Here is a 24,578-nt window from a genome sequence, read left to right as displayed (position 1 = left end):
TGACGCCAACGATATATCGCAACTGATTGTTTAAATTAATAAATTACAGAAACGGGAAAGCCGTCCGCGGAATATTTTCCGCAGACGTTTTTTCCTGGAAATAATTAAATGCCGAGCGCTTTTTTACCGGCGTTAATTACCTCAATAATTTTATCGGTGTCATAAATACAGCCTTTCCAGGTGCCGCCGCTCACCGACTGCAATGCTGCCCATAGCCGCGTATCGTCCGGCAAAAAGTCGTGGGCGTGCAGGTCCGGATGCGTCTGCCGCCGTGCCAGCTCGCGCGCGCCCTCTTCCGGCGTCAGCGGGGTGTCCGCCGTGCCGATAAAGTTCACGCTGCCCGTCAGGGTCATACGATCCACGGCAATCTCAATGATGTCGTTATCGCGCAATTTGCCGATCGGCCCGCCCGCCAGCGCCTCCGGCGACACGTGCCCGAAGCAGGCGCCCGTCGACACGCCCGAGAAGCGCGCATCGGTAATCAGCGACACCGTTTTGCCCCACGAGATATGCTTCAGCGCGGAGGTGAGCTGGTAGGTCTCTTCCATGCCGGTGCCGGACGGTCCGCCGCCGATCACCACCATGATATCGCCCTGCTGAATCTCTTCCCGCTTGATGGCCTTAATCGCCTGCGCTTCTGAGACAAACACCCGCGCCCGGCCGGTGTGGCGGTAAACGCCATCGTCACCGACCACCGACGGGTCGATCGCCGTGGCCTTGATCACCGATCCTTCCGGCGCAATGTTGCCCGTCGGGAAGCAGACCGTTGAGGTCAGCCCTTTCGCCTTTGCCTTCTCCGGCGGCAGGATCACGTCATCCGGATCGACGCCGTCCTGCTCGCGCAGGCACTGACGGAAGCGCGCCCGACGTTCCGAGGCCTGCCACCAGTCGAGGTTCTCGCCCACCGTCTGGCCGGTCACGGTCATGGCATCCAGATGCAGCAGGCCGAGATCGCGCAGGTGGAGCATCACCTCCGGCACGCCGCCTGCCAGGAACGCGCGCACGGTCGGATGATAGTCCGGACCGTTGGGCAGGACGCTCACCAGGCGCGGAACTTTACGGTTGATGCGCGTCCAGTGCGCGACGTCAGGAAGGGTGCAGCCCGCCGCGTGGGCGATGGCCGGTATGTGCAGCAGTAAATTGGTGGAACCACCGAACGCCGCGTGGAGCACCATGGCGTTTTCGATGGCCTTATCGGTGAGGATATCGCGCGTGGTGATGCCGCGGTTATCCAGCTCGCTGACCGCGCGCGCCGACTGGCGGGCGATCTCCAGCCACACCGCCTGCCCGGACGGTGCCAGCGCGGAGTGCGGCAGTGCCAGACCCAGCGCTTCCGCGACCACCTGAGAGGTGCCCGCCGTGCCGAGAAACTGACACCCGCCGCCCGGCGACGCGCAGGCGCGACAGCCCAGCTCGGCGGCCTCCTGTAACGACAGCTCGTGGTTGGCAAAGCGCGCGCCGATGGTTTGCACTTTGCCCGCGTCTTCACCCACGGTCGGCGGCAGCGTCGCGCCGCCCGGCACCAGAATGGTCGGCAGATCGTGCATGGCGGCCAGCGCGATCATGGTCGCAGGCAGCCCTTTATCGCAGGTTGCCACGCCGATTACCGCCCGGCGCGTCGGCAGGGAGCGGATCAGACGACGAAACACGATCGCCGCGTCGTTGCGGTACGGCAGGGAGTCGAACATGCCGTGCGTGCCCTGAGAGCGCCCGTCGCACGGGTCGCTGACGAAGGCCGCGAACGGGATCCCACCGTTGCGGGTGATCTCCTTCGCTGCCGCCTGCATCTGCATGCCAATTTCCCAGTGCCCGGTGTGGTAGCCCAGCGCAACCGGGCGTCCGTCCCCGGCGCGGATGCCGCCCTGGGTACCGATGATCAGCACCTCTTTGCCGGTCAGCCTGTTGGCGTCCCAGCCCATCCCGGCGTTTTGCGTCATGCCGAACAGGTTGCCGCTGGGGGATTCCATCAGCATCTGCGGGGTCAGCGGCAGCGCGCCCTGCGGCCCCGCCGCGTGGGTGATCACCGCGTAAAACGCATCGTCCTGTGGGGTGAAAATTTTCTCGATGGTCATGGTTATCTTCCGGCTCAGCAGAGCTTGAGCTGTTGCAGCAGGGATTTCAGCTGCGCCTTGCGCGGCTCGTCCAGCGGTGAAGCGGGCGGCAGCACGTGCGTGGAGATCGGGCGACCGCAAAGTACAATCGCCTCTTTAATGACGTTCACGAACGGCGTATCCAGCTGATACAGCTGCGGGATTTGCAGCAAGGTCTGATGATACTCAGCCGCTTTCGCCACGTCCTTATCGCGCCAGGCTTTCAGAAGATTTACCGACACCTGCGGCGCAAAGTTGCCGCTCGCCGAGATCGCCCCGTCGCCGCCGAGCAGCAGGGTATTGAACAGATGATCGTCGTAGCCACACAGCACGGTGAAGTGTGGGTGGGCCGCTTTGACGGTGTGGATCATGCTGCGCAGATGGGCGACGGAGTCGATGGTGTCTTTAATGCCTACGATGTTGCTGCGCGAGTCGGCGAGGGTTTTCACCAGCGCTGGCGTGAGATCCTGCCCGGTCAGCGCCGGGAAGTTATAGAGCATCACCGGCAGCGTGACGCTGTCGGCCACCTGTTCGAAATAGCGAATCAGGTTCGCTTCCGACACTTTCCAGTAGTAGGGGTTGATGACCACGATGCCGTCCGCGCCCGCCTGCTGCGCGTGCTGGCTCAGTTCAATGGTTTCCCGGGCGTTGGTGCCGCCGGTGCCGATCAGAACCGGCACGCGACGATCGACATGATCGATAGCAAAGCGGGCAATGGTTTTACGCTCTTCGGCGTTGAGCTGGGAGAATTCGCCGCCGCTGCCGAGGAAGAACAGGCCATCAACGCCTGCGGCGATCAGATCGTCGATCAGCGCGGCGGTGCCCTGCTTATCGAGCTGGCCATCGGCGGTAAAAATGGTGGAGACAGGGGGAATGATTCCCGTAAACAACACAGGCTGCGGCATGAGATCTCCTTGCTGAATCATTTTGTTCTACATTATAGAACAGCGTTCATTAATTTAACGATCATACTATGACGCAGAAAAAGCGCAGGTAAATGGGAGATGAGGAGGGAGTGCGGGAAATTTAAGCTGGATCACAGATTAAAGGGTGCGGTCTGTTGCCCTCACCCTAACCCTCTCCCACAGGGAGAGGGGACTTTTACTCCCTGCCGGGGTTAATGGAGTTATTCAATCAGCATTTTCACCACGACTTTTCGCACCCTGGCAGGCGCCCCCACCGCGCACAGCGGCTTATGGACTTCGCCAGGCCAGAACACCACAAAATCCCCTTCGCTAAGCACCACGGTTTTCTCCTGCTCGCCTTCCGGCAGGAACGCGATGTCTTTGTCCGCCAGCCAGTCGGTATCCGGCGTACCGTGCGGCAGGGTGCTGAAGGTCATCCCTTCCTGACCCTTCATCACGATCTGGATGTCCAGATAGCGCGCATGAAACTCGGCGCGGCGTTCAGCAAACGGCTGAGTCATGTCTTCCGAGACCAGATAAAAGAGAGTGTTGCCATCGATATCATGCTTGCCGGGCGGCGTGGCGTCGGTGACGTGGCGCTTTATATACTCAATGGCCTGGCGCAGCTCGACAGGCAGCCAGGGCTGGAGATGGTGAATGTTGCCGATGATCATGAGAAAACCCTCAATGTAAAACAACGTTTCATTTTTGTCTTTTATACGAGAGTTCGCGCTGCCATACCAGCCCTTTTTCTGTGACCTTTGCGCGAGCGCATGTTTATCGGGAAAGGTGTTAATTCACTGTTAATCACACACAGGCAATTATGCAGCGGTTATGCATAACCTCATTTCGCGCGCGCGATAGCGCCAACATAACCTCCTGAAACGAAAGCGTAAATCACAAAACCTGCTGCCGTATCACATTTTATCACTTTAAAAATTTCCTTTATAAACTCATAATTATTTATGGATTTTCCTTAAGTCAAAAATAGTTAACTGCCATTATTGCATAGCTATTCCCGCCACTAAATTTTAACTTTTAAAATCAATGATATAACTAATTATTTCGAAACATTAAATTCTACAAAATAATAACAAATACAAATATTGCCACCGAATGCTGCTTAGCTATTCACGTGCCAATAATATGAAATTAATCATTATCTGATGCGAATCATGCAAATGAAAACAAACACCTTAATATCCATTTTCGCGTGAACTGCATCACAATAATGATTATTTAACCGCCTAGTATGAACCACGAAATCAATTGAGCTTAGCCGCCATGAAATTAAACACATCACATGGCGCATGCCCTTTTTATTCTGAAAAACAGTTAAAGGAATAATTATGGAAAAGCATTACGTCGGTTCTGAAATTGGTCAATTGCGTAGCGTTATGCTGCACCGCCCAAATTTAAGTCTGAAACGTTTAACGCCATCGAATTGTCAGGAACTGCTTTTCGATGATGTGCTCTCGGTTGAACGGGCGGGTGAAGAGCATGATATCTTCGCAAACACGCTGCGCGAGCAGGGTGTGGAAGTCCTGCTGTTAACCGACCTCCTGACACAAACGCTTGATATTACAGAAGCGAAAGCCTGGCTGCTGGAGACGCAAATCTCGGACTATCGCCTCGGGCCTACCTTTGCGGGCGACGTGCGCGGCTGGCTGGCGGACATGCCGCACCGTGAACTGGCGCGCAGATTAAGCGGCGGATTAACCTACGGCGAAATTCCGGCGGCCATCAAAAATATGGTGGTAGATACCCACACGGCCAATGACTTTATTATGAAGCCTCTGCCGAACCATTTATTTACCCGCGACACTTCCTGCTGGATTTATAACGGCGTGTCCATTAACCCGATGGCTAAACCCGCCCGTCAGCGTGAAACCAATAACCTTCGGGCAATATATCGCTGGCATCCGGCATTTGCCGACGGCGATTTTATTAAGTATTTCGGCGACGAAAATATTAATTACGACCACGCTACCCTGGAAGGCGGCGACGTATTAGTGATTGGTCGCGGGGCGGTATTGATCGGCATGTCCGAACGCACGACGCCGCAGGGCGTGGAGTTCCTCGCCAACAGCCTGTTCAAACACCGCCAGGCCGAGCGCGTGATCGCCGTTGAACTGCCAAAACATCGCTCCTGCATGCACCTCGACACCGTGATGACCCACATCGACGTGGACACTTTCTCCGTCTACCCGGAAGTAGTGCGCAAAGACGCCCAGTGCTGGACGCTCACCCCGGACGGGCGCGGCGGTCTGCAACGTACCCAGGAAACCGACCTGCTGCACGCCATCGAGAAAGCGCTCGGCATTAATCAGGTGCGCCTGATCACCACCGGCGGCGACGCCTTTGAAGCCGAACGCGAACAGTGGAACGACGCCAACAACGTTCTGACCATCCGTCCCGGCGTGGTGATTGGCTACGAGCGTAACGTCTGGACTAACGAGAAGTACGACAAAGCCGGCATCACCGTGCTGCCCATCCCGGGCGATGAGCTGGGACGCGGCCGCGGCGGCGCACGCTGCATGAGCTGCCCACTGGAACGCGACGGAATTTAAAGGAGCCATCATGGAACGAAAACCCACTCTGGTTGTGGCCCTTGGCGGCAACGCGCTGCTGAAGCGCGGCGAGCCGCTGGAAGCAGAGATCCAGCGCCAGAACATTGAGCAGGCCGCCCGCACCATCGCCGGGCTCACGGCGCAGTGGCGCGTGGTGCTGGTCCACGGCAACGGTCCACAGGTCGGGCTGCTGGCGCTGCAGAACAGCGCCTACGACAAAGTGACCCCTTACCCACTGGACGTTCTTGGTGCCGAAAGCCAGGGGATGATCGGCTACATGCTCCAGCAGGCGCTGAAAAACAACCTGCCGCAGCGTGAGGTGAGCGTCCTGCTTACGCAAGTGGAAGTGGACGCCGCCGACCCGGCGTTCAGCAACCCGACCAAATACATCGGCCCGGTGTACAGCGAAGCCCAGGCAAAAACGCTGGCCGCGGAAAAAGGCTGGGTGTTTAAGGCCGACGGCAGCTACTTCCGTCGCGTGGTGCCGTCACCGCAGCCGAAACGCATCGTCGAGAGCGACGCCATCACGGCGCTGATCCAGCGCGACCACCTGGTGATCTGCAACGGCGGCGGCGGCGTGCCGGTGGTGGAAAACGCCAACGGCTATCACGGCATTGAGGCGGTGATCGACAAAGACCTCTCCGCCGCCCTGCTGGCGCGCCAGATTGAGGCCGACGCCCTGCTGATCCTCACCGATGCCGACGCGGTGTACCTCGACTGGGGAAAACCGACCCAGCGCCCGCTGGCGCAGGTGACGCCAGAACTGCTCAGAGACATGCAGTTTGACGCCGGATCGATGGGGCCGAAAGTGGCCGCCTGCCGCGAGTTTGTTGAAGCCTGCAACGGCATTGCCGGGATCGGCGCGCTGGCCGATGGGGCAGAGATTCTGGCGGGCGAGAAAGGCACGTTGATTCGTAACTGAACATACATTTAAAAAGGATTTCCCATATGACCATCAACCTGAAAAACCGCAACTTCCTGAAACTGCTGGACTACACCCCGGCGGAGATCCAGTACCTGATCGACCTCGCCATCGAGCTGAAAGCGGCCAAAAAAGCCGGACGCGAAAAGCAAACCCTGGTCGGCAAAAACATCGCCCTGATCTTTGAAAAAACCTCCACCCGCACCCGCTGCGCCTTCGAAGTGGGCGCGTTTGACCAGGGTGCGCAGGTGACCTACCTCGGCCCAAGCGGGTCGCAGATCGGCCATAAAGAGTCAATGAAAGACACCGCCCGCGTGTTGGGGCGTATGTATGACGGTATCGAATACCGCGGCTATGGCCAGGCGATTGTTGAAGAGCTGGGTGAATACGCGGGCGTACCGGTGTGGAACGGCCTGACCGACGAATTCCATCCGACGCAGATCCTCGCCGATCTGATGACCATGCTGGAGCACGCCCCGGGCAAAACCCTGCCGGAGCTGAGCTTTGCTTATCTCGGCGACGCACGCAACAACATGGGCAACTCCCTGATGGTCGGCGCGGCCAAAATGGGGATGGACATCCGCCTGGTGGCACCGAAATCCTTCTGGCCGGAAGCGGGTCTGGTTGAGCAGTGCCGTGCCATCGCGAAAGAAACGGGCGCGCGCATCACTTTGACCGATGACGTGGAAGAAGGCGTGCGCGGGACGGATTTCCTCTACACCGACGTGTGGGTCTCCATGGGCGAGCCGAAAGAGGCGTGGGCCGAACGCGTCAGCCTGATGAAGCCGTATCAAATCAACGCGGACGTCATGAAAGCCACCGGCAACCCGAACGTCAAGTTCATGCACTGCCTGCCGGCGTTTCACAACGAGCACACCAAAGTGGGCCGCGAAATCGAAATGGCCTATGGCCTGAAAGGGCTGGAGGTGACGGAAGAGGTCTTCGAATCCCCGAACTCTATCGTCTTTGATGAAGCAGAAAACCGCATGCATACCATTAAAGCGGTCATGGTGGCGACACTCGGCGACTAATCACCGCCCGGCGCGCCGCGGGGTGCGCCGGGTTTCAGGAGAACATCATGGGCAAGTTCAAATTTCCCTCCGCATACACCATTCTCTTTTTTCTGATTGCCGTCGTTGCCGTCCTGACGTGGATTGTTCCGGCCGGGCAGTATCACATGGCCATGAACGAGGCGCTCGGCAAGGACGTGCCGGTTGCCGGAACCTATGCACACGTAGCGGCCCATCCGCAGGGGCTGGTTTCCGTGCTGATGGCCCCGATTGCCGGGTTGTACGATCCCGAGTCCGGCCAGGCCGGGGCGATCGACGTTGCGCTGTTTATACTGATCATCGGGGGATTCCTCGGGATCGTCACCAAAACCGGGGCCATTGACGCCGGGATCGAACGCGTCACCACCCGGTTGCGCGGTCGCGAAGAGTGGATGATCCCGATCCTGATGGCGCTGTTTGCCGCAGGCGGCACCATTTACGGCATGGCCGAAGAGTCCCTGCCGTTCTATACCCTGCTGGTTCCGGTGATGCTGGCCGCACGTTTCGACCCGGTGGTAGCCGCCTCCACCGTGCTGCTCGGCGCCGGGATCGGCACGCTTGGCTCCACCATTAACCCGTTCGCGACAGTGATCGCCGCCAACGCCGCCGGGATCCCCTTCACCAACGGTATCGCCCTGCGCGTCGCGCTGCTGGTCATCGGGTGGATCATCTGCGTGGCGTGGGTGATGCGCTATGCCCGTAAAGTGCGCAAGGATCCTTCTCTCTCCATCGTGGCGGACAAACAGGAGGAGAACCTCGCCCACTTCCTCGGCAACAAGGGCGAACAGTCGCTGGAATTCACCCCGGTGCGCAAAATCATCCTGGTGATTTTCGCCCTTGCCTTCGCGGTCATGATCTACGGCGTGGCGGTGCTCGGCTGGTGGATGGCGGAGATCTCAGCGGTGTTTCTCGCCAGTGCAATAATCGTCGGCCTGATCGCCCGCATGAGCGAAGAGGAACTGACCTCAACCTTTATCAACGGCGCGCGAGATTTGCTGGGCGTCGCGCTGATTATCGGTATCGCGCGCGGTATCGTAGTAATCATGGATAAGGGCATGATTACCCACACCATTTTGCACAGCGCCGAGGGAATGGTTACCGGCTTATCGACGGTGGCGTTCATCAACGTGATGTACTGGCTGGAGGTGGTGCTGTCGTTTCTTGTGCCTTCTTCGTCCGGCCTGGCCGTTCTGACGATGCCGATCATGGCGCCTCTTGCCGATTTCGCTAACGTCAACCGCGACCTGGTGGTTACGGCTTACCAGTCGGCGTCCGGTATCGTTAACCTGATCACTCCCACCTCTGCCGTCGTAATGGGCGGGCTGGCTATCGCCCGCGTGCCTTACGTGCGCTATCTGAAATGGGTCGCGCCGCTGCTGGGGATTTTAACGGTGGTGATTATGGTGGCGTTAAGTCTGGGGGCGTTGTTGTAATTTGCCGGATGGCGCTGCGCTTATCCGGCCTGTGGATCGGTGCGGTGTCACCGGTTATTTCGGGAACTGATATGGGAACTATGATGGATTACGAAGAGTACTCTCCCAAAGAGCAACTACAGCTAACGGTCTGCCAGCGTCTGATCGCGGAAAAGGGCTATCTCTCTCAGGAGGAGATCCGCCGCGACTTACAGGAGCGGGGTTTTGAGACCATCAGCCAGTCCACCGTTTCACGTCTGCTGAAGTTGCTCGGAGTCATAAAAATTCGAAATGCCAAAGGGCTAAAGATTTATTCGCTGAATCCCCAGCTGCGCCCGGCTCCTGATGCCGCGCGCACCGTGTCCGAAATGGTGGTGAGCGTTGAGCACAATAGCGAATTTATCCTTATCCATACCGTTGCCGGATATGGCCGCGCGGTGGCGCGTATCCTGGATTATCACCAGTTACCGGAAATTTTAGGCGTGGTGGCCGGAAGCAGTATCGTCTGGGTCGCCCCTCGGGTGGTGAAGCGCACCGCGCTGGTGCATAAGCAAATTAATTATTTACTCAGAACGCATTAATATTCATAAAGAACCGTTTGCATTGAGTAAAGCGTGCATTAAATCGCTTGATCCGCAAAGCGAGCTGCGTATAATGCCCGACAATTTGCCGGGAGGAAGCATGGTCAAGCGTGTACGACATAACGTCTTACCGCGTCTGAAATCAGACGCTGGCCTGCCGTTTTTCTTCCCGTTGCTTAATCTATTCCCAGAGCCCCTCATTTGAGGGGCTTTTTTTTGCCCGGCGTCAGGAGATAAACATGAATCCGCTTTATCAAAAACACATCATTTCCATAAACGACCTCAGCCGCGAAGAGCTGGAACTGGTTCTGGAAACCGCGGCAAAACTGAAGGCCAATCCGCAACCGGAGCTGCTGAAGCACAAGGTGATTGCGAGCTGCTTCTTTGAAGCCTCGACCCGCACCCGCCTCTCCTTTGAAACCTCCATGCACCGCCTGGGCGCGAGCGTGGTGGGCTTCTCAGACAGCAGCAACACGTCGCTGGGTAAAAAAGGCGAGACCCTGGCGGATACCATTTCAGTGATCAGCACCTACGTAGACGCGATTGTGATGCGCCACCCGCAGGAGGGCGCGGCGCGCCTGGCGACCGAGTTTTCCGGCGGCATCCCGGTACTGAACGCCGGGGACGGTGCTAACCAGCATCCGACGCAGACCCTGCTGGATCTGTTCACCATTCAGGAGACGCAGGGCACGCTGGAGAACCTGAACATCGCCATGGTCGGCGACCTGAAATATGGCCGCACCGTCCACTCCCTGACCCAGGCGCTGGCGAAATTTAACGGCAACCGCTTCTTCTTCATCGCCCCAGACGCGCTGGCGATGCCGCAGTACATTCTCGATATGCTGGACGAAAAAGGCATTGCGTGGAGCCTGCACGCCAGCATCGAAGAGGTGATGAGCCACGTGGATATTCTCTACATGACCCGCGTGCAGAAAGAGCGTCTGGATCCTTCCGAGTACGCCAACGTGAAGGCGCAGTTTGTGCTGCGCGCCAGCGACCTCGACGGCGCGCGCGACAACATGAAGGTGCTGCACCCGCTGCCGCGCATCGATGAGATCACCACAGACGTGGATAAAACGCCGCACGCCTGGTACTTCCAGCAGGCCGGGAACGGTATCTTCGCCCGCCAGGCGTTACTGGCACTGGTTCTGAATCGCGACTTAGCTCTGTAAGGGGAGACGACCATGACACACGATAACAAACTCCAGGTTGAAGCCATCAAACGTGGCACCGTGATTGACCACATCCCTGCGCAGGTGGGCTTTAAGCTGCTGACGCTGTTCAAACTGACCGAAACCGATCAGCGCATCACCATTGGCCTGAACCTGCCGTCGGGCGAGATGGGCCGCAAGGACTTGATCAAAATCGAGAATACCTTCCTGACCGACGAGCAGGTCAACCAGCTGTCGCTGTACGCACCGGATGCCACCGTCAACCGCATCGACGAGTATGAAGTGGTCGGCAAATCCCATCCTGGCCTGCCGGATCGCATTGAGAGCGTGCTGGTCTGTCCGAACAGCAACTGCATCAGTCATGCTGAGCCGGTTTCATCCAGTTTTGCAGTGAAAAAACGCGCTGATGACATCGCACTCAAATGCAAATACTGCGAAAAAGAGTTTTCTCATTATGTGGTGCTGGCCAACTAATTGAGGTTGGTAAAGGATCCCGGCCTCCCTATAATGGCCGGGAACATTTAATCAGCTGTTATTCTGGAGAAATCATGACCAAAGTACTCGCGACGGAAAATGCACCCGCGGCTATCGGCCCGTACGTTCAGGGCGTTGATCTGGGCAGCATGATCATCACCTCGGGCCAGATCCCGGTGAACCCAAAAACCGGTGAAGTGCCAGCCGACGTAGCGGCACAGGCGCGTCAGTCGCTGGAAAACGTGCAGGCTATCGTTGAATCTGCCGGTCTGAAAGTGGGCGACATCGTGAAAACGACCGTGTTCGTGAAAGATCTGAACGATTTCGCGACCGTTAACGCCACTTACGAAGCATTCTTTACCGAACACAACGCGACCTTCCCGGCGCGCTCCTGCGTTGAAGTGGCGCGTCTGCCAAAAGACGTGAAAATTGAAATCGAAGCGATCGCCGTGCGCCGCTAATCAATTTCAGGCAAACCAGGGCAGCTTCGGCTGCCTTTTTTATTTGGCTATTTTTACCTTCGTAATACGATGACGACGCGGTTCGGGAATAAATACACTCGCACACCTTTATAAATTCCCGCTTCGGACAAAAATGAAAATCTCCAGAATTGCGTTGGCTATGGCCACTCTTACGGTAGCCTCTTCTGCGCTGGCACATGGCTATATCGAATCCCCTGCCAGCCGCGCTTATATGTGTAAACAGGGACAAAATATTGACTGCGGTCTGGTGGAATATGAACCCCAGAGCGTAGAACGTGCCTCCGGTTTCCCGTCAGGGAGCCTGCCGCCGGATGGCGAACTCGCCAGCGCCGGGATTGCCAACTACTCGCAGCTTGATAAGCAAAGCCAGAATGCCTGGATCAAAACGCCGATGACCGCCGGGGTACATCAGTTTGTCTGGCACCACACCGCGCCGCACAAAACCACCAACTGGCGCTATTACATCACCAAACAAAACTGGAACCCGAATAAGCCGCTGACCCGCGACCAGTTCGACTTAACGCCGTTTTGTACGGTAAACGGCAACGGCCAGGCGCCCGCAATGACCCAGTCGATGAACTGTAACGTGCCGGAACGTACCGGTTATCAGGTGATTTACGGCGTGTGGGAAATTGCCGATACGCCCAACAGTTTCTATCAGGCCATCGACGTGGACTTCGGTAACGGCGGCAACGTCACGCCGGATGAAACCCCGGCCGCCGCCTCCGTCTGGAGCAAAACGCTGAGCGGCCAGGTTGCAGGTAACAACCTCAACGTGGGCGATAAAGTGATTGCTCGCTTCTTCGATGCCAACGGCGAAATTGCCTCCATGGCGACCGAGCTGACTATCGCCTCGGCTCAACAGGGAGATGCCAACCAGTGGGCCTACGATCTTGCGCAAAAAATTAACAGCGCTCATCACGACGTGCGCGTCGGCGTGAAGGATGAAAGCGGAGACGTTAGCCCGGTTCACGGCGCAAACAGCGTCTTCGTAAAAGAAGACAGTACGCTGAAGTCAGTGGCTATCTCTTATGAAGAGCAAAAAGCAGTGGTTAATGAATCCATTGCTGTGACTGACCTGCATTACAGCAAAGTGACTCACGGTGCCGCGACGGTGACATTCCACGTCAATACGCAGGGTGACGTGAACCTTGAAGCACACGTATTGAACCATCCCGGAGCGGAAAAAGGTTATCTGAAGCAGGATATGAATAACAGCAACCAGGATGTGACCATGAACCTGACAAACGTCACGCCAGGGCACCACATGCTGAAATACTACGCTACCAATAAAGCCGGCACCCTGTTCGCGCAGGACGTGCTGGATATGATGCTCGAAGGTGAAGCAACCTCCGGCGATACCGGTAAATCTGATTTTATCTTCCCGGATAACCTTGCCTCTTATAAGGCGGGCACCGTGGTGTTGCAGCCCAAAGACGGTAAGACCTACGAGTGCAAGCCATTCCCGTACAGTGGGTACTGCAAGCAGTACAGTTCGACCTCTACCCAGTTCGAGCCCGGCGTGGGTTCAGACTGGAAAGAGGCGTGGGTGTTGAAGAACTGAGTGGTTTGATTCCCTCACCCTAACCCTCTCCCTTTGGGAGAGGGCGGGGTCAGGATTCTTTTCTACTGATTCCGCGTGGCGCGCAATAACGTCTCCAGCGGATACACCACCGCAATCACCACTTCGTCCTGCACCTTCGCCGCGTTATCCAGCTCGCGTTGAATCGAGGCGATCTCTTTGTCATCCAGCGTGCCCTGTCGCGCCACCAGATCCGTCAGCCTCAGGCCAATTGCGGCAAGCTTATCCACCTCCAGGATCACCGGTTTAATCGCCTTCAGCTGATAGCTGTTTTCGCTCAGCGCCAGCGCGTCGCTGGTGTTGCTCTGCCAGCGATTAAAGACGTGGCGCAGCGCGTCGGCGCTTTCCGTGTCTTCCGCATCGCTCACCAGACGGTCCGCCCATTTGTTCATCTGACGCACGGTGATGCTTTCCGCATTCAGCGCATCCGCGAGGCGGTTAAGCGGCTCAAACTGGTGATAGTTTCCCGCCTGGAACTTGAGGTGCTGACGGGTGTAATACTGGGCCGGTTCAAGCGCCTGCGCGAGGATTTGCAGCGGCAACGTGTCGGCATTATTCGCGAGCCGCGTGAATTGCACCTGCTGCTGGGTATGCTGCTGCAGGCCAACCGACACCGTCGTCCAGCTGTCCATCGCCTGCAGGCGGGTATACATGTTGTCGACATCATTGACGTCCTGCGCGGACCATAACCGCTCCGCCACCGCAAACGTCCGCGGCCACAGGCGGATATCCAGCACCGGTGCGACCACGTTTTCCGCCCACAGCGCGGCTTCTCCGCCGAGCAAATTAGCCTGATTCGCCACGTCCGGCACTACCGGTGGGATCCCTTTCGGCACCTCGTCCAGACGGGTACAGCTAATCGGATAGCGGGTATTGCCCACCAGGAAGTAACCGGTGAGCTTGTCGTTATCGACCGAGACGACCGGGCGCGTTTCACCCATCCAGGTGTCAACGGTAAACGTCACCTGATTGTCGTCGCGCCATGCAATATCCTGCACCGCGCGGCGGGATTTCCCGGCAAAATCAATAAAACCGCGCCAGCCGGCGTCCCCTTTCACCAGGGTAAAACTCCCCTCGACCGGCTTGCCTTTCAGACGCGGCATGGAGAAGGCCCAGCTCTGGGCGCTGTCGGTGTCTGCTATCACGTCCACGCCATTCAGCCCCTGGGGAACGATTTCATTGCGGTAGTGATAGGCGGTGGACTGGGGTTGATCGAGGTAGAAACCGGTCGAAAGAATGCCCTTGTAGCCGGTTTGCGCCACCTTACCCAGCGCGTCCTGCCCCTGCCAGGACTGGATCAGAATGCTTTTCGGTAAGTCAGGGTGATAGATCTCATCCCAGCCGACCATCTGCCGATGATGTTTCTCGAGGAGCGTCTCCAGCTTGCGGTTGAAATAGGCCTGCAGCGCGTGGCTGTCCGCCAGCGTGTGGTCACGCATAAACTGCTGAATGGCAGGATTCGCTTTCCACTGGCTGTCGTCCACCTCATCCCCGCCGATGTGCAGATACGGATCCGGGAAGATCGCTGCCAGTTCGCTGACCATCGCGTCAGCAAAGGCGTATGTGGCCTCTTTGGTCGGATCAAGCACCGGCTTCAGCACGCCCCAGTTGCGCTCCATTTTGTAGGGCCCCGGCGCGCTCATCAGCTCCGGGTAGGCTACAGCAATCGCCGAGGCGTGGCCCGGCATGTCGATCTCCGGCACCACGCGGATGCCGCGCTCGGTGGCATAGCGAACAATCTCGCGCATCTGCTCAGGGGTATAGAACAGCCCGTCGCTGGCAAGCTGCGTCAGCTTCGGGTAACGCTTCGAGCTGAAGCGCCAGCCCTGATCGTCGGTTAAGTGCCAGTGCAGGACGTTAAGCTTTGCGGCCGCCATGCCGTCAATCTGGCGTTTGATATCCGCGACGGGAATGAAATGGCGCGCCGAGTCGAGCAGCAGCCCTCGCCACGGGAAGCGCGGCGCGTCTTCAATGGTCACCCACGGCAGCGACGTGTTTTCCGCGCCGTTTTGCACCAGCTGAAGCAGCGTTTCCATCGCCCGCAGCGCGCCGAAGCGGGTGTTGGCGGAGATGTTCACACCGTTGGCATCCACCGTTAGCTTATAGCTTTCATCGCTGTCCGGCAGCGGCTGTTGCTTCACCTTTTTGGCGATGGCGATGCGAATGGTCGGTTTGTCCGGTTGCTCAGCCTGCGGCTGTAGCGTCCAGCCGGTTTGCAGGGCGATACGCTGACGCAGGCGGTTGACCGCGTCGCCGAGATCGTCGCCGCTGACGGTCACGGAAAGTTGGCTGGTGAGCACCAGTGCGCCCTGCGTGGTCGGGCGTTCCACCTTCGCAGGCCAGGGCATTAACGGGAGATCCCCTGCCGGGGCGGCAAAGGCAGAGGCGCCGAGCAGCAGCCCGGCGGTTAAGAGACTGTACCGTAACATGAATGTTCCATATCTGACGGGCCAAATAAAGGCAAAACATTCTGTTAACATGCGTACAAATTGTCGTCAAGCGAATGCGCCGACGGCGATCACAGGTTGTTGAATTTGGGAAGAAAGCTATTGCCCGGTGGCGCTTCTGTATGACCGGATACATAGGTGACAGATCAGACCGGGAACATAGGTAACACTTTTAGTCTATCCGGAGCACACTCTGGGTTTTTCGGTCGTAGTACGCAAGCGTTATCCCATTAAAGATGATGGCCTCAAGGCCATCATCTTGTTCTTCCAGCATGATGTACTCCCCAGTCAGTGCTTCACTCAGGAACACCGTACCCTTTTTTCCCATATAGAGGGTCCCCCTCGATTTCACCCTGTAGACTGTACCTCCTTCCGGATAAGCATATTCAGGAACACGGCCATCCCAGTGTCGGTTTGAGGGTTGCCATACCGTTCCGGGCGTTGCTCCCGCCAGTGCTTCATGCGGCCTTTCGTAGTTAAATTCTTTCCGGTAGTCACTGAACCACCGCTGTTGTTCTTCCATCGTCATGAAGGTGTTGCCCTGTTTCACCGCACTTTTCAGGGAGCGGTGCATTCGCTCATGGCGGCCATTTTCTTCCGGATGCCCCTTTCTGATACGCTCCGGCCTGATGCCCAGCTTGATTAGCCAGACGGCAAGACGACTTAATCCGGCTATTCCTGTTCCCGCGAAGGGCTGGCCGTTATCGGTTCTAAGCACTTCCGGCAGACCATATTCCAGGAACGCATCCGTCAGGCACTCTCTGACAAAGGGTTCACTCTCACGGTGTGTTCCCCGGCAGCTGAGCAGATACCGGCTGTGATTATCGGTCAGGGTGAAAGGATGGCAGTACTCTCTGCTGAGCAGCCTGAACTTGCCTTTAAAATCAGCGCTCCAGACCTGATTGTTCTCACTGATGATGGTCAGGGGCTGGCGATTGCCTGGTGTTCTGCGTTTTCGTTTTTTATCCGGAACCAGGCCTTCGCGCTTGAGGATATCGCCGATAGTGCTGGCGGCAGGTACGGTAAAATCGACGTGATGATTGAGCAACCACATCCGCAGTTTTTTTGGCCCCCAGTCAGGGTGTTTTTGACGCAGGGCAGTCAGGTGTCCGGCGATATCATCAGGAACCGTCCGGGAGTGGGAGCGTGGCGCACGCGACCGGTCCGAGAGAGATGACAGGTCAGAAGGGTCAAAACGCTGAAGCCATTTATAGCCGGTTTTACGGCTGATGCCAAAAAGACGGCAAAGCGCGGAGAAGGAGTCCGTACCTGCATGGCAGGCACGGATAAAATCAAGGCGTTGCATAGGTCGGGTCTCAGTCCAGGGCATAGCGAGTCTCCTCTTCTATGCCAGTTATAACTGTTACCCATGTATCCGGTCTAAAGTGTTACCCATGTTTCCGGTTCATACCCTGCGCTTACCGGGCCTACGTGACGGGAGTAGGCCGGGTAAGGCGAAGCCGCCACCCGGCAAAAAATCACTGCCATCCATACCGACGCGCATAAAACCCTTTCACCATCTGCGTCAGCACCATGTAGCCCGCGAGGATCGCCACCAGCCAAGGGAAGTAGCTCAGCGGCAGCGCCTGAAGCTGCAGGTAACTTGCCAGCGGCGAGAACGGCAGCGCGATGCCGAGCGCCATCACAATGCCCGTCATCACAATCAGCGGCCATGCGGCACGGCTCTGGATGAACGGAATGCGGCGCGTGCGGATCATATGCACAATCAGCGTTTGCGACAGCAGACCCACCACGAACCAGCCGGACTGGAACAAGGTCTGATGTTCCGGCGTGTTGGCATGGAACACAAACCACATCAGGCAGAAGGTCAGGATGTCGAAGATGGAGCTGATCGGCCCAAAGAACAGCATAAAGCGCCCCAGATCGGACGGGTTCCAGCGCTGCGGCTTCTGGATCTGCTCGTCGTCGACGTTATCAAACGGGATCGCCACCTGGGACACGTCGTACATCAGGTTCTGGATCAGCAGGTGCAACGGCAGCATCGGCAGGAACGGCAGAAACGCGCTGGCCACCAGGACGCTGAACACGTTACCGAAGTTGGAGCTGGCGGTCATTTTGATGTACTTGAGCATGTTGGCGAAGGTGCGACGCCCTTCGATAACGCCCTCCTCCAGCACCATCAGGCTTTTTTCCAGCAGGATAATATCCGCCGCTTCGCGGGCGATATCCACCGCGCCGTCCACGGAGATGCCAATATCCGCGGCACGCAGGGCGGGCGCATCGTTGATGCCGTCGCCCATAAAGCCCACAACGTGCCCTTCACGACGCAGCAGGGTAACAATGCGCTCTTTATGCATCGGTGTCAGGCGGGCAAACAGCGTGGTGTGCTGCGCCAGTTTCGCCAGCTCGTCGTCGGACAGGGGCTCAATGTCGCTGCCCACGACCACCTCGCCCGCATCCAGCCCGACTTCGTGACACACTTTCGCGGCCACCAGCTCGCTGTCGCCGGTGAGGATTTTAACGGTGATACCGCTCGCCTTCAGCGCCTTCAGCGCAGGCGCGGTGGTCTCTTTCGGCGGATCGAGGAATGCGATGTAACCCTCGAGGATCAAATCGGATTCGTCGATACGCTGATAGTCCCCCTCGCGCGCGGGCAGAAACTTGCTCGCCACCGCCACCACGCGCAGCCCCTGACGGTTCAGGTTGTCGGTAACGCGCTTGATGCGGCGCAGCATGGTGTCGTCCAGCGGCACGATCTCACCGTTATGGCGCACCTGCGTCGACACATTCAGGATCTCCTGCAGCGCGCCTTTGCAGATCAGCTGGTGCACGTCCGGCTGCTCGCTCACCACCACCGACATGCGGCGGCGCTCGAAATCAAACGGGATCTCATCCACCTTCTGCCAGCGACCGGAGAGCGTGCGGGCGGCTTCCTCATCGACCCCTTCCAGCACCGCCACGTCGAGCAGGTTCTTCAGCCCGGTCTGGTAATGGCTGTTCAGCCACGCGCTGTGCAGCACGCGTTCGCTGGTTTTACCGGCGATATCGGTGTGGTTCTCCAGCACGATTTTATCCTGCGTCAGGGTGCCGGTTTTGTCGGTGCAGAGAATGTCCATCGCGCCAAAGTTCTGGATAGCGTCGAGGTGCTTGACGATCACTTTCTGTTTCGAGAGCTTCACCGCCCCACGCGCCAGCGTGGAGGTGACAATCATCGGCAGCATTTCCGGCGTTAAGCCAACGGCCACGGAGAGGGCAAACAGCGCCGCCTCCCACCAGTCGCCCTTGGTGTAGCCGTTGATCAACAGCACAATCGGCGTCATCACCATCATAAAGCGGATCAGCAGCATGCTGACGCGGCCAATCCCTTTCTGGAAGGCATTCGGCTCGCTCTCCTGCTCGCTGACGCGTCCGGCAAGCTGACCAAACCAGGTGTTGCCCCCGGTCGCGGTGACAATCGCCTGCGCCGTACCGCTGACGACCGTGGTTCCCATAAAGCACAGGGTGTCGCACTCAAGCGGGTTCATCTGCTGCGGATCACGGCTGCGCGCCACCTTTTCAACGGGCAGGGATTCCCCGGTCAGGGAGGCCTGGGCGACAAACAGATCCCGCGCCTGAATGATGCGTAAATCCGCCGGGATCATGTCCCCCGCGGCCAGCTTCACCAGGTCACCCGGCACCAGCTGGTCAATGGGCAGCTCCACCCAGGCGTTTTCGCCGAGGTCGTTAATCACGCGCGAGACGGTCGCGGTGTTGCTGACCATCGCTTTCAGGGCGTCCGCCGCTTTGGTGGAGCGGGCTTCCTGAATAAAGTTCAGCAGCGTGGAAATCCCCACCATCAGGGCAATCACCCCTGCGGCAAAGAGATCTTCCGTCGCGTAGGAGATGATGCCGAGCACGGTCAGCAGCAGGTTGAAGGGGTTGCGGTAGCAGAGCCACAGGTGCACCCACCACGGAGACGGTTTTTGCGCCGGAATTTGGTTATCGCCGTGCACGGCGCGGATTTTGTCCACTTCCGTCGCGTTCAGCCCTTCCGGGTGGCCGCCAAAGGCGCGCCAGACTTCGTTCTCATCCATTGCCGCCACGTTCAGGCAGCGTTCGGTCAGGGAAGAGGGAATCGCTGCACCCGCGATGTTTTTTGCATTGGGCAGCGGGTCGCGCTGAATAAGACGATATGGCAGGTGGCGGCTCAGCAGGGCCTGCAGCTGCCGAGTGATATTTTTAAACATAGTCATTCCTCCGCATCCGCAACGGCGGACGCAGCATTCCCTTCAGGCGTGGCAAAGCCGTACCTGTCAGGCACTCAATTTTTCAAGCAGGAACGTTTGGGACGTTGCTGCCTCACATCACCGGTGAGACAGCAAAAGCTGGCTTACCGGAAAGAACGTGTTCTCCCGTTCAGGAGAGGTGTGGGATCGGGATCCATGGAGCCTCCGGTAAGTAAAAACAGGGTGTCGCCGCGCAGTATAAGGATTTAAGCGTACCCTTTGTGACGATTCGGGCGGTATTATACCCCCCTGCAAATAAACCGAACGTAAACCAGACTTTGCCCATAGCGAAATCGCGCTATAGCATTAGGCTCAATTGATCATTTTGTCGTTGTTACAGGGAAAACAGCATGCAGAACCGCCTTACCATTAAAGACATCGCGCGTTTAAGCGGCGTGGGGAAATCGACCGTCTCACGGGTGCTGAATAACGAAAGCGGTGTCAGCGAACGCACCCGCGAGCGCGTCGAGGCGGTGATGAATCAGCACGGCTTTTCCCCTTCCCGCTCCGCGCGCGCTATGCGCGGGCAGAGTGACAAAGTGGTCGCGATTATTGTCTCTCGTCTGGATTCGCTCTCGGAGAACCTTGCCGTGCAGACCATGTTGCCCGCCTTTTACGAGCAGGGATATGACCCCATCATGATGGAGAGCCAGTTCTCGCCGCAGCTGGTTGAAGAGCATCTGGGCATGCTCCAGCGACGCAACATTGACGGCGTGGTGCTGTTCGGCTTTACCGGCATTAAAGACGAGATGCTAAAACCCTGGCAGCCCTCACTGGTCATGATGGCGCGCGACGCCCACGGTTTTGCCTCTGTCTGTTATGACGACGAGGGGGCGATTATCACCCTGATGCAGCGTCTGTACGATAAAGGCCATCGCCATATCAGCTTCCTCGGCGTACCCCACACCGACGTCACCACCGGCAAGCGTCGCCATGAGGCCTATCTGGCGTTTTGCAAAAAGCACAACCTCCCGGCCGTCGCCTCCCTGCCGGGTCTGGGCATGAAGCAAGGCTACGAGCAGGTTGCCAGTGTCCTGACCCCGCAGACAACCGCGCTGGTGTGCGCCACGGATACGCTGGCGCTGGGAGCCAGCAAATACCTTCAGGAGCAGCGCATCGACAGCCTGCAGGTGGCGAGCGTCGGCAGCACGCCGCTGATGAAGTTTCTGCACCCGGAGATCATCACCGTCGATCCGGGTTATGCCGAGTCCGGCAGACAGGCCGCCGCGCAGCTGATCGAGCAGATCAACGGGCGGAGTGAGCCGCGGCAGATCGTGATTCCCGCTCATCTTTCATAGCCCCCCTGAAGCGTTTATTGTGATCTTCGCCCGATTTCGGGAACGTTCCCATTTTCGCCGTCACGCTGAAAGAGTAGGCTTGCGCTCAGGTCATTACACCCCTCACCATCTGTCATGAGGTTTCATGATGAGTAAAGTCAAACAAGCAGATATTGATCAGCTGATCGTCCTGGTCGGCGGCCGCGAAAACATCGCAACCGTTAGCCATTGCATTACCCGCCTGCGCTTCGTGCTGAACGATCCGGCAAAAGCGAACCCGAAGGCCATTGAAGAACTCAAAATGGTTAAAGGCTGCTTCACCAACGCCGGGCAGTTCCAGGTGGTCATTGGTACCGAAGTGGGCGATTACTATCAGGCTCTGCTGGCAACCACCGGGCACAGCTCGGCGGATAAAGAGCAGGCCAAGAAGGCTGCACGCCAGAATATGAAGTGGCACGAGCAGCTGATTTCCCACTTCGCGGAGATCTTCTTCCCGCTGCTGCCGGCGCTGATCAGCGGCGGCTTAATTCTTGGTTTCCGTAACGTCATCGGTGATGTGCCGATGAGCGACGGCAAAACGCTGGCGCAGATGTATCCGGCGCTGAAAACCGTTTACGACTTCCTGTGGCTGATTGGTGAAGCGATCTTCTTCTATCTGCCGGTCGGGATTTGCTGGTCCGCGGTGCGCAAAATGGGCGGTACGCCGATTCTCGGTATCGTGCTGGGCGTCACGCTGGTCTCTCCGCAGTTAATGAACGCTTACTTACTTGGTCAGCAGGTGCCTGAAGTGTGGAACTTCGGTCTGTTCACCATCGCCAAAGTGGGCTATCAGGCGCAGGTTATCCCGGCCCTGCTGGCGGGGCTGATGCTGGGCTTTATTGAGACACGCCTGAAGCGCATCGTGCCGGATTATCTCTATCTGGTGGTCGTTCCGGTCTGCTCGCTGATTCTGGCCGTCTTCCTGGCACATGCGTTTATCGGTCCGTTTGGCCGCATGATCGGCGACGGCGTGGCCTTCGCGGTGCGCCACCTGATGACCGGCAGCTTCGCACCGATTGGCGCCGCGCTGTTTGGCTTCCTGTACGCCCCGCTGGTGATCACCGGTGTACACCAGACCACGCTGGCCATTGATATGCAGATGATCCAGAGCCTCGGCGGCACGCCGGTCTGGCCGATTATCGCCCTGTCTAACATTGCGCAGGCGTCTGCGGTGACCGGCATCATCATCGTCAGCCGTAAGCACAACGAGCGCGAAATCTCCGTTCCGGCCGCGATCTCCGCCTACCTCGGCGTCACCGAACCGGCGATGTACGGTATCAACCTGAAATACCGCTTCCCGATGCTCTGCGCGATGATCGGTTCCGGTCTGGCAGGCCTGGTGTGTGGTCTGAACGGCGTGATGGCGAACGGGATTGGCGTGGGCGGTCTGCCGGGCATTCTCTCCATCCAGCCCGCTTACTGGCAGGTGTTTGCCCTGGCAATGGCGATTGCGATTATCGTCCCAATGGCGCTCACCACCGTGGTTTATCAGCGTAAGTTCCGTCAGGGCGCGCTGCAGATTGTTTAACTTCATCTTTCGGGGCGCAGTTGCGCCCCTTCGCATTTGCAGGAACGCATTATGAATACCCTTCCTCACTGGTGGCAGAACGGCGTCATCTATCAGATCTATCCAAAGAGTTTTCAGGACACGACCGGCAGTGGCACCGGCGATTTACGCGGCGTGACCGCGCGGCTGGACTACCTGAAAACCCTCGGCATTGACGCCATCTGGCTGACGCCGTTTTATATCTCGCCGCAGGTGGATAACGGCTATGACGTGGCGAATTACATCGCCATCGACCCGACGTACGGTACGCTGGATGATTTTGACGAACTGGTCGCCGGGGCGCATCAACGCGGTATTCGCATCGTGCTGGACATGGTGTTCAACCACACGTCAACCCAGCACGCCTGGTTCCGGGAATCACTGAATAAGGAAAGCCCGTACCGCCAGTTCTACATCTGGCGCGACGGTACGCCGGAGCAACTGCCTAACAACTGGCGCTCCAAGTTTGGCGGCAACGCCTGGCGCTGGCACGCCGAGAGCGAGCAGTATTACCTTCACCTCTTCGCGCCGGAGCAGGCGGATCTCAACTGGGAAAACCCGGAGGTGCGCGCCGAGCTGAAAAAGGTATGCGAGTTCTGGGCCGATCGCGGCGTGGACGGCTTACGTCTGGACGTCATTAACCTGATTTCAAAAGATCAGGATTTCCCGAATGACGAAACGGGCGACGGTCGCCGCTTCTACACGGACGGGCCGCGCATCCACGAATATCTTCAGGAGATGAGCCGCGACGTCTTTACCCCGCGCAACCTGATGACGGTGGGCGAAATGTCCTCGACCTCGCTGGAGAATTGCCAGCAGTATGCCTCGCTCGACGGGCGCGAGCTGTCGATGACCTTTAACTTCCATCACCTGAAGGTGGATTACCCGGGCGGTGAAAAATGGACGAAGGCGAAACCGGACTTTGTCGCGCTGAAAACCCTCTTCCGCCACTGGCAGCAGGGGATGCACAACAAAGCCTGGAACGCGCTGTTCTGGTGTAACCACGATCAGCCGCGCATCGTTTCACGCTTTGGCGACGAAGGGGAACACCGCGTAGCCGCAGCGAAAATGCTGGGCATGGTGCTGCACGGTATGCAGGGCACGCCGTACATTTATCAGGGCGAGGAGCTGGGGATGACCAACCCGCACTTCAGCCGCATCACCGATTATCGCGATGTGGAAAGCCTGAATATGTTCGCCGAAATGCGGGCAAACGGTCGCGATCCTGAGGAACTGCTGGCGATTCTGGCAAGCAAATCCCGCGATAACGGCCGCACGCCAATGCAGTGGGACGCCTCGCACAATGCGGGCTTTAGCGAGGGCGAGCCGTGGATTGGCGTCTGCGATAACTACGAAACCGTGAACGCCCGCGCGGCGCTGGACGACCAGGACTCGGTGTTTTACACCTACCAGTCGCTGATTCGCCTGCGCAAAACGCTGCCGCTGCTCACGTGGGGCGACTACGAGGATCTGCTCCCGGACCATCCTTCCCTGTGGTGTTATCGCCGTCAGTGGCAGGGGCAGACGCTGAGGGTGGTGGCGAACCTGAGCCGCGAGCGTCAGCAGTGGCAACCGGAGCCGGTACAGGGCGCATGGCGGGTCGCACTCAGCAACTATGATGATGTCCCCACCCGTCCCGACACGCTGCTCTTGCGCCCGTTTGAAGCTATCTGGTGGGTGCAGGAATAACTATCAGGAGATACAGCATGCTGTATCTCTTTTTTTTATGTTTAGCGATACGCTAAATGTACGACGATAACTTTTACATCGTGGCGTGCCGAAAATAAAAATAGCCCTGCCAATC

19 protein-coding genes and 1 pseudogene are annotated in these 24,578 nt (G+C 58.0%); 13 read left to right on the top strand and 7 right to left on the bottom strand.

Annotation, left to right across the window (positions count from 1 at the left end):
• Positions 1-104 precede the first annotated feature (104 nt).
• The 3 genes from yagF to ACMGGM_RS15855 form a co-directional block, all read right to left on the bottom strand.
• Positions 105-2,072 carry a xylonate dehydratase YagF gene (gene yagF, locus ACMGGM_RS15865; protein WP_014882315.1) on the bottom strand — a complete coding sequence of 656 codons (1,968 nt, stop codon included), beginning with the start codon at positions 2,070-2,072 and terminating at the stop codon, positions 105-107.
• 14 nt (positions 2,073-2,086) lie between these two features.
• Positions 2,087-2,995 carry a 2-keto-3-deoxygluconate aldolase gene (yagE, locus tag ACMGGM_RS15860; RefSeq protein WP_014882314.1) on the bottom strand — a complete coding sequence of 303 codons (909 nt, stop codon included), beginning with the start codon at positions 2,993-2,995 and terminating at the stop codon, positions 2,087-2,089.
• Positions 2,996-3,216: 221 nt separating this feature from the next.
• Positions 3,217-3,669, bottom strand: coding sequence for a YhcH/YjgK/YiaL family protein (locus ACMGGM_RS15855; protein WP_248073376.1), 453 nt, complete (start codon positions 3,667-3,669; stop codon positions 3,217-3,219).
• 675 nt (positions 3,670-4,344) lie between these two features.
• On the opposite strand from ACMGGM_RS15855, the gene arcA reads away from it, so the two are divergent.
• From arcA to ACMGGM_RS15830, 5 genes are all read left to right on the top strand, one after another.
• Entirely contained in the window at positions 4,345-5,565 is a 1,221-nt protein-coding gene (gene arcA, locus ACMGGM_RS15850; protein WP_014882312.1) for an arginine deiminase, read from the top strand.
• A 10-nt stretch (positions 5,566-5,575) separates the two neighbouring features.
• The gene (gene arcC, locus ACMGGM_RS15845) at positions 5,576-6,487 is read left to right on the top strand and encodes a carbamate kinase (RefSeq protein WP_096217509.1); all 912 of its coding nucleotides are present in this window, start codon (positions 5,576-5,578) and stop codon (positions 6,485-6,487) included.
• 26 nt (positions 6,488-6,513) lie between these two features.
• Complete coding sequence (gene argF, locus ACMGGM_RS15840) at positions 6,514-7,518, top strand: ornithine carbamoyltransferase (RefSeq protein ID WP_023310201.1); 1,005 nt, start codon at positions 6,514-6,516, stop codon at positions 7,516-7,518.
• Between the two features lie 47 nt (positions 7,519-7,565).
• The gene (locus ACMGGM_RS15835; RefSeq protein WP_045134401.1) at positions 7,566-8,969 is read left to right on the top strand and encodes a YfcC family protein; all 1,404 of its coding nucleotides are present in this window, start codon (positions 7,566-7,568) and stop codon (positions 8,967-8,969) included.
• A gap of 80 nt (positions 8,970-9,049) precedes the next feature.
• The gene (locus tag ACMGGM_RS15830) at positions 9,050-9,529 is read left to right on the top strand and encodes an arginine repressor (protein WP_014882308.1); all 480 of its coding nucleotides are present in this window, start codon (positions 9,050-9,052) and stop codon (positions 9,527-9,529) included.
• Between the two features lie 3 nt (positions 9,530-9,532).
• On the opposite strand, the pseudogene ACMGGM_RS15825 reads toward ACMGGM_RS15830, so the two are convergent.
• Positions 9,533-9,650 (bottom strand): annotated as a pseudogene (locus ACMGGM_RS15825) (hypothetical protein).
• Between ACMGGM_RS15825 and ACMGGM_RS15820 the strand changes: the two are divergent.
• The 5 genes from ACMGGM_RS15820 to gbpA all read left to right on the top strand — a co-directional run bounded on the left by ACMGGM_RS15820 (position 9,630) and on the right by gbpA (position 13,221).
• Entirely contained in the window at positions 9,630-9,734 is a 105-nt protein-coding gene (locus ACMGGM_RS15820) for a pyrBI operon leader peptide (protein WP_022646880.1), read from the top strand. The pseudogene ACMGGM_RS15825 and the gene ACMGGM_RS15820 sit on opposite strands and share 21 nt — an antisense overlap.
• 34 nt (positions 9,735-9,768) lie before the next feature.
• Positions 9,769-10,701 (top strand): aspartate carbamoyltransferase, encoded by a 933-nt coding sequence (pyrB, locus tag ACMGGM_RS15815; RefSeq protein ID WP_014882307.1) that lies wholly within the window; start codon positions 9,769-9,771, stop codon positions 10,699-10,701.
• A 12-nt stretch (positions 10,702-10,713) separates the two neighbouring features.
• Positions 10,714-11,175: an aspartate carbamoyltransferase regulatory subunit gene (pyrI, locus tag ACMGGM_RS15810; RefSeq protein WP_014882306.1), complete on the top strand. Its 462-nt coding sequence runs from the start codon at positions 10,714-10,716 to the stop codon at positions 11,173-11,175.
• Positions 11,176-11,249: 74 nt separating this feature from the next.
• Positions 11,250-11,636 carry a 2-iminobutanoate/2-iminopropanoate deaminase gene (gene ridA / locus ACMGGM_RS15805; protein WP_014882305.1) on the top strand — a complete coding sequence of 129 codons (387 nt, stop codon included), beginning with the start codon at positions 11,250-11,252 and terminating at the stop codon, positions 11,634-11,636.
• A 133-nt stretch (positions 11,637-11,769) separates the two neighbouring features.
• Positions 11,770-13,221: an N-acetylglucosamine-binding protein GbpA gene (gene gbpA / locus ACMGGM_RS15800; protein ID WP_414149030.1), complete on the top strand. Its 1,452-nt coding sequence runs from the start codon at positions 11,770-11,772 to the stop codon at positions 13,219-13,221.
• 62 nt (positions 13,222-13,283) lie between these two features.
• Here gbpA and ACMGGM_RS15795 read toward each other — a convergent pair whose 3' ends face one another.
• The 3 genes from ACMGGM_RS15795 to mgtA form a co-directional block, all read right to left on the bottom strand.
• On the bottom strand, positions 13,284-15,668 hold the full coding sequence (locus ACMGGM_RS15795) for a beta-N-acetylhexosaminidase (protein ID WP_414149029.1): 2,385 nt from the start codon (positions 15,666-15,668) through the stop codon (positions 13,284-13,286).
• Positions 15,669-15,858: 190 nt separating this feature from the next.
• Positions 15,859-17,016 carry a DDE-type integrase/transposase/recombinase gene (locus ACMGGM_RS15790; protein WP_045282386.1) on the bottom strand — a complete coding sequence of 386 codons (1,158 nt, stop codon included), beginning with the start codon at positions 17,014-17,016 and terminating at the stop codon, positions 15,859-15,861.
• A 148-nt stretch (positions 17,017-17,164) separates the two neighbouring features.
• Positions 17,165-19,873 carry a magnesium-translocating P-type ATPase gene (gene mgtA, locus ACMGGM_RS15785; protein ID WP_176260904.1) on the bottom strand — a complete coding sequence of 903 codons (2,709 nt, stop codon included), beginning with the start codon at positions 19,871-19,873 and terminating at the stop codon, positions 17,165-17,167.
• A 389-nt stretch (positions 19,874-20,262) separates the two neighbouring features.
• Between mgtA and treR the strand changes: the two genes are divergently transcribed.
• The 3 genes from treR (at position 20,263) to treC (ending at position 24,463) form a co-directional block, all read left to right on the top strand.
• On the top strand, positions 20,263-21,210 hold the full coding sequence (gene treR, locus ACMGGM_RS15780) for a trehalose operon repressor TreR (protein ID WP_014882301.1): 948 nt from the start codon (positions 20,263-20,265) through the stop codon (positions 21,208-21,210).
• Positions 21,211-21,337: 127 nt separating this feature from the next.
• Positions 21,338-22,756: a PTS trehalose transporter subunit IIBC gene (treB, locus tag ACMGGM_RS15775; protein WP_014882300.1), complete on the top strand. Its 1,419-nt coding sequence runs from the start codon at positions 21,338-21,340 to the stop codon at positions 22,754-22,756.
• Between the two features lie 51 nt (positions 22,757-22,807).
• Entirely contained in the window at positions 22,808-24,463 is a 1,656-nt protein-coding gene (treC, locus tag ACMGGM_RS15770; protein ID WP_069601644.1) for an alpha,alpha-phosphotrehalase, read from the top strand.
• Positions 24,464-24,578: the final 115 nt, after the last annotated feature.

This window comes from Enterobacter sp. BNK-14 (assembly GCF_047456095.1).
GTDB lineage: Bacteria > Pseudomonadota > Gammaproteobacteria > Enterobacterales > Enterobacteriaceae > Enterobacter > Enterobacter kobei.
This window is presented reverse-complemented; position numbering and strand designations above follow the sequence as displayed.